Source organism: Mesorhizobium sp. M7A.F.Ca.US.005.03.2.1, from assembly GCF_003997795.1.
Lineage (GTDB): Bacteria > Pseudomonadota > Alphaproteobacteria > Rhizobiales > Rhizobiaceae > Mesorhizobium > Mesorhizobium ciceri.
The window spans coordinates 1-6,639 of the sequence record NZ_RZRP01000315.1 but is presented as its reverse complement, the minus strand read 5'-3'; the positions used below and the strand labels follow the sequence as shown (position 1 = coordinate 6,639).

10 protein-coding genes are annotated in these 6,639 nt (G+C 62.7%); 5 read left to right on the top strand and 5 right to left on the bottom strand.

Annotated features, from left to right (window positions below):
• Positions 1 to 260: WYL domain-containing protein (locus EN991_RS18395; RefSeq protein ID WP_127369268.1), on the top strand; the 260-nt coding region annotated here is incomplete at its 5' end.
• 64 nt (positions 261 to 324) lie between these two features.
• On the opposite strand, the gene EN991_RS18390 is transcribed toward EN991_RS18395, so the two are convergent.
• From EN991_RS18390 to EN991_RS18380, 3 genes are all read right to left on the bottom strand, one after another.
• Positions 325 to 1,020, bottom strand: a complete 696-nt coding sequence (locus EN991_RS18390) for a DUF1013 domain-containing protein (protein ID WP_013529237.1) — start codon at positions 1,018 to 1,020, stop codon at positions 325 to 327.
• 465 nt (positions 1,021 to 1,485) lie between these two features.
• Entirely contained in the window at positions 1,486 to 1,626 is a 141-nt protein-coding gene (locus tag EN991_RS18385; protein ID WP_127369267.1) for a DUF1127 domain-containing protein, read from the bottom strand.
• Positions 1,627 to 1,787: 161 nt separating this feature from the next.
• Positions 1,788 to 2,798 (bottom strand): NAD(P)H-quinone oxidoreductase, encoded by a 1,011-nt coding sequence (locus EN991_RS18380; protein WP_013529235.1) that lies wholly within the window; start codon positions 2,796 to 2,798, stop codon positions 1,788 to 1,790.
• A 123-nt stretch (positions 2,799 to 2,921) separates the two neighbouring features.
• Here EN991_RS18380 and EN991_RS18375 point away from each other — a divergent pair, with 123 nt between their 5' ends.
• The 3 genes from EN991_RS18375 to EN991_RS18365 all read left to right on the top strand — a co-directional run bounded on the left by EN991_RS18375 (position 2,922) and on the right by EN991_RS18365 (position 4,749).
• The gene (locus EN991_RS18375) at positions 2,922 to 3,116 is read left to right on the top strand and encodes a DUF1192 domain-containing protein (RefSeq protein ID WP_023810953.1); all 195 of its coding nucleotides are present in this window, start codon (positions 2,922 to 2,924) and stop codon (positions 3,114 to 3,116) included.
• A gap of 89 nt (positions 3,117 to 3,205) precedes the next feature.
• A complete protein-coding gene (locus EN991_RS18370) occupies positions 3,206 to 4,453 on the top strand; it encodes an MFS transporter (RefSeq protein WP_024502978.1) in 1,248 nt (415 codons plus the stop codon).
• A 32-nt stretch (positions 4,454 to 4,485) separates the two neighbouring features.
• Entirely contained in the window at positions 4,486 to 4,749 is a 264-nt protein-coding gene (locus EN991_RS18365) for a metalloregulator ArsR/SmtB family transcription factor (protein WP_013529232.1), read from the top strand.
• A gap of 5 nt (positions 4,750 to 4,754) precedes the next feature.
• On the opposite strand, the gene EN991_RS18360 is transcribed toward EN991_RS18365, so the two are convergent.
• On the bottom strand, positions 4,755 to 5,411 hold the full coding sequence (locus tag EN991_RS18360; protein ID WP_127369266.1) for a glutathione S-transferase family protein: 657 nt from the start codon (positions 5,409 to 5,411) through the stop codon (positions 4,755 to 4,757).
• Positions 5,412 to 5,505: 94 nt separating this feature from the next.
• Positions 5,506 to 6,342, bottom strand: a complete 837-nt coding sequence (locus tag EN991_RS18355; protein WP_024502976.1) for an alpha/beta hydrolase — start codon at positions 6,340 to 6,342, stop codon at positions 5,506 to 5,508.
• Between the two features lie 98 nt (positions 6,343 to 6,440).
• Between EN991_RS18355 and EN991_RS18350 the strand changes: the two genes are divergently transcribed.
• A partial coding sequence (locus EN991_RS18350; protein ID WP_164769174.1) for a helix-turn-helix domain-containing protein occupies positions 6,441 to 6,639 on the top strand: 199 nt, incomplete at its 3' end.

The following is a 6,639-nucleotide window of genomic DNA, read 5'->3' as shown; positions in this document are numbered from 1 at the left end:
ATTCCGACGAGGCCGGCCGCGGCACCGCCCGCGATATCCGCCCGCTCGGCCTGTGGTTCTGGGGCAAGGTGTGGACGCTGGTCGCCTGGTGCGAGATGCGCGACGATTTCCGCGCCTTTCGTATCGATCGCATCGCCTCGGTGGTCATCGCCGGCCGCATCTTCAAGCCGGAGCGCGGCAAGCAGCTTGCCGACTTCTACCGCGCTGTGGAGCGCAGCGAGGACTATGGCATGGCGCCGGACCGCGCCGCGCGCAGCTGAGACCTGGCGCAGCTACAAAAAAAGCCCGCTCGAAGCGGGCTTTTTCTTGGAATATCAGACAACCTCACTCGTCGTCGTCATTGTCCGTGTTCTTCGACTTCAAGGCAGAGAGCTTGGCGAACACGGCGTTGGCGTCGAGTTCGGCGTCCTCGTCCTTCGGCTTCTCGGGAGCCGGCACCAACCGCTCGGTCAGGGCCGCCGGCAGCAGCGTGTCGCCGACCGGCTGCGCCTGTTCGCGGCCGCGCGAGGCGCGGTTGACTTCCATGTCGAGGTCGATCTGCGAGGCGAGACCCAGCGTCACCGGGTCCATCGGCTGCAGATTGGCTGAGTTCCAGTGCTTGCGCTCGCGGATCTGTTCGATCGTCGACTTGGTGGTGCCGACGAGGCGCGAGATCTGCGCGTCCTTGAGCTCGGGATGGTTGCGCACCAGCCACAGAATTGCGTTCGGCCGGTCCTGGCGCTTCGACAGCGGCGTGTAGCGCGGACCCTTGCGCTTGGATTCGGGCACCCGCACCTTGGGGTCTGAAAGCTTCAGGCGCTGGTTCGGATCCTTCTCGGCACGGGCGATCTCGTCACGGGTCAGCTGTCCGGTCATGATCGGGTCCATGCCCTTGATGCCTTGCGCCGCTTCGCCGTCGGCGATTGCCTTGACCTCGAGCGGATGCAGCCCGCAGAACTGCGCGATCTGCTCGAAGGAAAGTGCGGTATTGTCGACCAGCCAGACGGCGGTCGCCTTGGGCATCAGCAGCGTATTGGCCATTTTTACAAATCCTTCTCGTTCGCCCGCGTTCCCGCGCGGGCGGTGGTTTAGAGCCACCAAAATGGGAAATTCGCGGTCTGTATAACCGCTCTCGGGGCGTTTCGCAACGTTTTTGGAGCAAAGACCGGAAGCCGTGGGTACTTACCGAAAACGTTCCGCGCTCTTGAACAGAACGACAAGCTGGCTTCGCTGGCGAGTTCCGGTCTTGGCAAAGATCGGTTGAGGTAGGGCACCCCGGTCAATCAGGGTTCGCCCTTGTGAAAGCGCCGAGCCAAGATGCCATGCAGGAAACTGAGGTCAACCCTGCTCGATGGCCGGTATCGGTTGGGACGGTCGTTGATCTCCCGCCCAAAACGACAAAACCCGCCGGACTGGGTCCAGCGGGCTCGGAACCGCGACAAAGTTCGTCTGGTGCGGCTCTGGCTTCCACGGCTTGGGTCCGCCGGAGCGGACCAGGACGTGGCTTTAGATAGCCCTGCGGGCGATCTTTTCGATGTCGGCGCGGTTGATGCCGAGATCGCTGAGCTGACGTGCGTTGAGACGGCTCAGTTCGCGGACGGTCTCGGTGTACATACGCCAGTTACGGAAAGCGCGGATCGGGTTCATGGTAGTCCCTCCAGAATGATGTTCGTTTCGATGGTGCTCAAATAGGCGTCATCGATGAGGACTTGAATGGCTGATTTTGCATAGCAATGATGCAAATGCTGCATTGCAGCATTAAGCTTCTGTTCATCTTGTGGGCAGCGAGGCGCTGACCTCGCGCGCTGTCAGCCTACGTCGAGCACGATCTTGCCGATATGCTCACCCTCTTCCATGCGCTCATGCGCCCGCCAGGCTTCGCTGAGCGGGAAGATCATGTCCATCACAGGGGCAACCTTGCGCGTGCCGAGCAGCGGCCACACCTGCGCTTCCAGCGCCGCCGCGATCGCCGCCTTGAACTCGACGGTTCGCGGCCTCAGCGTCGAACCTGTGTGGGTAAGCCGCTTGACCATGATCTTCGAAAAGTCCGCGCTTGCGACAGCGCCGGCCTGAACGGCGATCTGGACGATGCGGCCTTCGACCGCCGCGGCTTCGTAGTTGCGCGCCACATAGTCGCCGCCGACCATGTCGAGGATGACATTGGCGCCTTTGCCACCCGTTGCCTCCTTCACCGCGGCGACGAAATCCGCCTCGCGATAATTGATCGCCCGGTCGGCGCCGAGCTTCAGGCAGGCGTCGCATTTCTCCTTGCTGCCGGCAGTGGTGATGACATAGGCGCCGAAGGCGGAGGCAAGCTGGATTGCTGTCGTGCCGATGCCGGACGAGCCGCCATGGACGAGCAGCGTCTCGCCTTTCTTGAGGCCGCCACGCTCGAACACATTGTGCCAGACGGTGAAGTAATTCTCCGGCACCGCCGCGGCTTCGGTGTGGGTGAAGCCGGCGGGCAACGGCAGCACGCTCCCTGCATGGACCTTGACATATTCGGCATAGCCGCCGCCGGGCGTCAGCGCACAGACGCGGTCGCCAATGCGCCAGCGTGATATGTCGTCGCCAAGGGCCGCCACTTCACCCGATGCTTCGAGGCCCGGCAGGTCGGATGCGCCGGGCGGTGGCGGATAGGCGCCTTTGCGCTGCTGGACGTCGGGCCGGTTGACGCCGGCGGCATGCACCTTGATCAGGATCTCGCCGGGGCCGGGCTGCGGCACGTCGCGTGTTTCCGGCTTCAGCACCCGAGGGCCACCTGGCTCCGAGATCGCGATGGCCGTCATTCTTGCCGGAATTTTCTGTCCGCTCGCCATGAGATTTCCCGTCTTTCCTCGCCGTTATCCGACCGGCTGTTTGCATCGACGCCCCTGCCCTATGTATGCTGATTGCCAAATCAGGCAAATGGCCAATCTGGTCTTGGCGGAGGAGGAGCGACAATGGCGATCTTCGACGACGAACCCAAGAAGAAGGCGCGCCCGCACGAGATCGGGCAGGACCTGTCATTGCTTTCCGTCAGCGACTTGACTGAGCGGATCGGCATCCTGCGCGACGAAATCGCCCGCCTGGAAGCCGAACTCAAGGCCAAGGACACCACCAAATCCGCGGCCGAAGCACTGTTCCGCCGCGGATAGGCGCTCGGGCGTAAAGCCCGCCGCCGAAAAGCCCGAATGCGACTGTCTTCAGACGCAGCGTCCCCGCCAAACCTGAGCCGGATCAACCAATGTTCGCAACCTACCGACCGATCCTCTCGCTGCTTCGCGGCACCGCTTTCCTGCTCGCGGCATCTGGTTTGCATGGGCTGCTTCTGCCCCTGCGCGGTCAGTTGGAAGGCTTCTCGACCGCATCGCTCGGCCTGATGGGCACGGCCTGGGCCGGCGGCTTCGTCACCGGCTGCTTCTTCGCACCGCGCATCGTGCGCCGCGCCGGCCACGTGCGCGCCTTTGGCGCCTTTGCCGCATCCGGCGCCATCGTGGCGCTGCTCACCGGGCTGATCATCGACGAGTATGTCTGGATCCTGCTGCGCGCCTTCACCGGCTTCACCATGGCCGGCGCCTTCATGGTCATCGAAAGCTGGTTGAACGAGAAGGCCACCAACGAGAACCGTGGCACCGTCTTCGGCCTCTACATGATGGTGACTTATGCCTCGATCATGGGTGGGCAGATGATCGTCGCCGGCGGCGACGTGAAGTCCGCGTCGCTGTTCATGATCACCGGCATCCTGTTTTGCCTGTCGCTCATTCCGACGGCGGTCTCGACCGCCTCCCACCCCAAGCCGCTGCAGGATGTCTCACTTGATGTCAGGGGCCTTTATGCCAATTCGCCGGTGTCGGCGGTCGCTTGCGTGCTGATCGGCATCGCCAACGGCGCCTGGGGCACGCTTGGCGCGGTCTATGGTGCACGCATCGGCATTTCCACGGCCGAGATCGCCCTGATGATGAGTCTTGTGGTCGTTGCCGGTGCCGCCATGCAGCTTCCGGCCGGGCGCCTGTCCGACAAGACCGACCGGCGCTTCGTGCTGGCGGGGGCGGCTTTCGGCGGGGCCTTCTTCGCGCTCATGATCTTCCTGTTCGAGCCACGCTCCGGCGTCTTCGTCATCGTCTTCACCGCCGCTTATGGCGCCTTCGCCTATACGCTCTATTCCATCGCCGTGGCGCATGCCAACGACCACGCGCGCTCGGAGGATTTCGTCAAGGTATCTGGCGGGCTGTTGCTGCTCTATGGCTTCGGCACGATGATCGGACCTTTGCTTGCGGCTGCCCTGATGGGCTGGATGCGCCCGGAAGGTCTGTTCCTGGCGACCGCCTTCGCGCATCTCTGCCTGGCGGGCTACACGCTGCTGCGCATCAGCCGCCGCGCGCCGGTGCCGATCGGGGATCGTGACGCCTTCAAGACGCAGCCGGCCGACCGTTCGGTCACCCCGGAAGCATTGCGGCTTGATCCCAGAAGAAAAGCAGAAGCAGACGGTTGAGATTCGAAAGGCTTTGCCTCACTAATACAGGCATGATGTTTTCCGACGCCTTCATGGCGATTGCCGATCCCAACCGGCGCCATCTTCTGGAAGAACTTCGCCGCGGCCCGAAAACCGTCACCGAACTGGCCGCCGGCTTGCCGGTCTCGCGCCCAGCCGTGTCGCAACATCTGAAAGTGCTGCTCGATGCCGGCCTGGTCCACGCCAAGCCGGAAGGAACAAGGCGCGTCTATACGGTGAGCGGCACTGGCTTCCTCAAACTCAACATCTGGCTCGATCAGTTCTGGGAAGCCTGACCCGATCAACCGTTGTTGTAGGGGAAGAACTTGAAGTAGGGCTGCGCCTCCCCGATCACCCGAGCGAAGGCGGGGCGCTGCAGCAGGCGGTCGTGATAGCGCTTCACAGCCGGGTACCTGTCGCCCAACGGCTCGACCTTGTTGGCATAGAACAGCGCGGGGGAGGCTGCGCAATCGGCCATGGTGAAGCTGTCGCCCATCGCCCAGATCTTCGACTGCATGTCGTGTTCGATGATGGCGTAGGAATTGCGCAACCGGTCGCGAGCCTGCTCGACGCCGAACGGGTCGGTCTTGTCGCCGGGACGCAACCGGTCGCCGACAATCTTCTGCATCGGCTCCTGCACATAGAAATCATAGAAACGGTCAGCTTGGCGGACGGCCAACGCCATGTCGATCTCGGCGGGAACGAGGTCGACCGGCCCCGGATAGTGCGCGGCCAGATATTCGACGAGGATGCTCGATTCCAGCACCGTACGGCCACGCGCATCGTCGCGCAGCGCCGGCATCTTGCCGGCCGGCGAGATCTTCAGGCAGGCCGCGCGCGATTCAGCATCGCCAAGGTCGACGATGACAGGCGTGAACGGCGTGGCGTTCTCGTACAGCGCGATCAACGGCTTCCAGCAGAAGGAGGCCAGCGGATGGAAATGAAGTGTCAGGGACATTTTTTGCTCGTCTGTTTCCTGGATTGTCGGTGGCCGCTACCATGCGGCACGCCTGTTGCGGTTAGCCTTGTCCGTCAAACCAGCCTATGCTGCTTCAACCGGCTTGGACATGCGCGATGATCGCTGCGGACATCTCGGCCCAGTCGTCCGGATGCAGCTCGTGGCCGCCACCTTCGATGCGAATGAGTCTTGCGCCGGTGACCGTCTCGGCCAGCGCCTCGCCGTGTTCGACCGGAAAGATCGGATCCGCCGTGCCGTGAATGACCAGCAGCGGCGCCGCGATCTCGTGCAGGCGGCCCTTCCAGGCGGCGCCGCCCTTGAGCATGAAATGGTTGGTCGCGCTCAGGAAGCCGCCGGAGCGGTCGTAATCCTGCTCGACAAAGGCCCGTATCCCCGCCGCATCGAATGAATGCGTGGTGCTGGCGATCGCCCGCGCATCCCTGACGATGAAATCGACCACTTGACCACGGTCCGACCAATCGACTTTGGCGCCCTCGGCCGAGTGTTCCATGTAGGCTTCGGTCGTCCCGGGAAGGCCGGATGTGTCGATTCCCACCGGCGAACTGCTGATCACAGTCAGAGATACGACACGCGAGGGATGTTTCAACGCCACAAGCTGCGCGATCATGCCGCCCATCGACATCCCGACGACATGCGCCTTGCCGATGCCGTGGTCGTCCAGAACATGCATTGCATCGTCGGCCATATCATCGAACGTGTAGGGCGGCTCTCCCGGTTTGGATTTCGTCGAACGGCCGGTATCGCGATTGTCGTAGCGGATCACGAACAGGCCGGCACCGGCCAGTTTCCGGCAGAACGCCTCCGGCCACCACAGCATCGAGGCCATCGCTCCCATGATCAGCAACAGCGGCGGGTTCGCCGGATCGCCAAAGACTTCGGATATAATCTCAGGGCGTTCGGTGGTCCTCATCACGCAGTCTCCTCTCTGCAAAACTGATTGCATTTTGCAATCGGTTGCACGATAATAAAACTGATACGATAATGCAACCGGTTTTGGAGAAAAATCTCATGAGCATGGATCGCCGGTCCGGGTGCCCGATCAATCTGTCGCTGGAAGTCTTCGGCGACCGCTGGAGCCTGATCATCCTTCGCGACATGATCTTCGGCGGCAGGCGCCATTTTCGCGAGCTGCTCAACGGATCGATGGAAGGCATCGCCTCAAACATCCTCGCCGACCGGCTGAAGCGCCTGATGGAGCTGGGCATGC

What these genes read in the sequence shown, in the direction of transcription:
- EN991_RS18380 (WP_013529235.1), bottom strand. Translation starts at nt 2,798, where the DNA reads ATGGCGAGCGGACAGAAAATTCCGGCAAGAATGACGGCCATCGCGATC.
- EN991_RS18365 (WP_013529232.1), top strand. Translation starts at nt 4,486, where the DNA reads ATGATGTTTTCCGACGCCTTCATGGCGATTGCCGATCCCAACCGGCGC.
- EN991_RS18360 (WP_127369266.1), bottom strand. Translation starts at nt 5,411, where the DNA reads ATGTCCCTGACACTTCATTTCCATCCGCTGGCCTCCTTCTGCTGGAAG.
- EN991_RS18355 (WP_024502976.1), bottom strand. Translation starts at nt 6,342, where the DNA reads ATGAGGACCACCGAACGCCCTGAGATTATATCCGAAGTCTTTGGCGAT.
- EN991_RS18390 (WP_013529237.1), bottom strand. Translation starts at nt 1,020, where the DNA reads ATGGCCAATACGCTGCTGATGCCCAAGGCGACCGCCGTCTGGCTGGTC.
- EN991_RS18375 (WP_023810953.1), top strand. Translation starts at nt 2,922, where the DNA reads ATGGCGATCTTCGACGACGAACCCAAGAAGAAGGCGCGCCCGCACGAG.
- EN991_RS18385 (WP_127369267.1), bottom strand. Translation starts at nt 1,626, where the DNA reads ATGAACCCGATCCGCGCTTTCCGTAACTGGCGTATGTACACCGAGACC.
- EN991_RS18370 (WP_024502978.1), top strand. Translation starts at nt 3,206, where the DNA reads ATGTTCGCAACCTACCGACCGATCCTCTCGCTGCTTCGCGGCACCGCT.